The sequence below is a fragment of the Pseudomonas sp. R62 genome (assembly GCF_000257605.1).
In the GTDB taxonomy this organism is placed as follows: Bacteria; Pseudomonadota; Gammaproteobacteria; order Pseudomonadales; family Pseudomonadaceae; genus Aquipseudomonas; species Aquipseudomonas atacamensis.
In genome coordinates this window covers 1,409,874-1,411,594 of record NZ_JH635999.1, presented here as the reverse complement: position 1 = coordinate 1,411,594, position 1,721 = coordinate 1,409,874, and the positions used below count along the sequence as shown (strand labels likewise).

The following is a 1,721-nucleotide window of genomic DNA, read 5'->3' as shown; positions in this document are numbered from 1 at the left end:
GCTCGTATTCCTTGACGGATAGCGATCCGGACACCAATTGACGACCATTCAGCACCATGGCCGGGACCGAGTTGATCCCGCGCTCAAGGTAAAAACTCTCAAGTTCACGGACCTCGAGAGCGAACGCCTCGCTAGTCAAAATCTCTCGGGCGCGGGTGGTTGAAAGTCCCGCTTCACCGGCCAGGCGCACCAGTGTTTCGTGGTCGCTGGGGTTCTCGCCATTGGTGAAATAGGCCTCGATCAGGATTTTCTTCAGCGCGACCTGGCGGCCTTCCTGCACGGCCCAGAGCAGAAGGCGATGGGCATCGAAGGTATTGTAGAAATGGCTGCGCTTGTCCAGGTCGAACTGAAAACCGATGGCTTTGCCGCGCGCGACGATCATTTCATTGCGCGAGGCGACTTCTTCGGCGCTGCGCCCGTATTTGCGCATCATGTGTTTGATGGCGTGCTCGCCCTCGGCCGGCATGTCCGGGTTCAGTTCGAAGGGCTTGAAGGTCAGCTCCACGGCAACCTCGCCGGCAACATTGGCGATGGCTTGTTCCAGCGCTGTGGTGCCGAGTGCGCACCAGGGGCACACGACATCCGACACAAAGTCGATACTGACGGGGAAAGTCATTTCTTCGACTCCGTCAGTTGTTGGCGGTACTCGGTGGTGGTAATTCCCGCATAGCCCCAGTTGTCGGTATCGACCTCTTCAATAACGATGTGGGTGAGGTGCGGGTCCTTGTTGAGGACGGTTTGCATCGTTTTGGTGATCTCGGCGATGACTTGAGATTTCTGTTCTTTGGTAACGCCGTCGCGAGTGATACGAACGCTGATAAAAGGCATGGGATAAGTCTCCAGTAGGCGCCCCATCGACATGATGAGGGGAGCAGTGGGATGGACTTTAGAGTGTTGCGTTCAGGGGATAAATCAGGGGCGGAGAACATCACTTATAACGCGGTGTAATCAATACAACTGGGGGCTTTGCAGAAGGTAAATCGCCCTCCCTGGCTGCAGGCGCGGGGAGGGCGAATGCTACGGCGGGAGGAATCAGTTCTGCGCTTTGCTCATGCGGGTAAATAGCTCGGTGGGTACTTTCTTGCCGTTGGAAATGTACTGGTTGGTTCTGAACTTGTAGACCTCACCTTCCGAAAGAAAACCATCGTGGTTGGTGTCCATCGCTTTGAATTCTTCACCGCCCTGAGGCGCTACAGCCAGCAGTTCTTTAAGAGAGACGAGGCCATCATGGTCGGTGTCTGTGCGAGCGAAAGAGTCGTCCCCACATTTGCCTTCACCGCACTTGCCTTCGGCGGTAGCGGACTTGTCGCTGGCTTCGCTGGCGCCGCATTTGCCTTCGCCACACTTGCCTTCGCCGGTTTTATCGGCCGATGCCAGTTGGTAGCCTTGGGGCAGTGGCTCAACAGCAAAAGCCGCAGACGATGCCAGGCTCATGCCACCGACTAAGGCAATTGCGGCCAGGCCAAGACTGGTTTTGTTCGACATTGGTTTACGGTACATAGTGCTTCTCCAGATGCTTTGCGCGGCGAGGCCGCGGTTCTTGCCACAGGGCGGATAGACCCTCAAGGAAGCTCGAGGCGAAAGGCGCAAGCGTCTTCCACTTCGATACAGCGTCCTTGTTCGGGTAGGCCTATTTAGCGGCAGTCTTGTATCGGCGATGTATCGGCGAGCGGAGCATTTGTAAGCCAATCCCAAGACTTAGCGTTTGGGTACATACAGAT

Annotated in this window: 3 protein-coding genes; all 3 read right to left on the bottom strand. The window is 56.2% G+C overall.

The genetic code is table 11. The features are described 5' to 3' along the window. Positions 1-616: DsbA family oxidoreductase (locus tag OQK_RS24485; RefSeq protein WP_038861696.1), on the bottom strand; the 616-nt coding region annotated here is incomplete at its 3' end. Next, on the bottom strand, positions 613-828 hold the full coding sequence (locus OQK_RS24480; RefSeq protein ID WP_016774741.1) for a tautomerase family protein: 216 nt from the start codon (positions 826-828) through the stop codon (positions 613-615). The genes OQK_RS24485 and OQK_RS24480, both read right to left, overlap by 4 nt. 204 nt (positions 829-1,032) lie before the next feature. Next, positions 1,033-1,485, bottom strand: a complete 453-nt coding sequence (locus OQK_RS24475; RefSeq protein ID WP_238537259.1) for an HvfA family oxazolone/thioamide-modified RiPP metallophore — start codon at positions 1,483-1,485, stop codon at positions 1,033-1,035. Between the last annotated feature and the right edge of the window lie 236 nt (positions 1,486-1,721).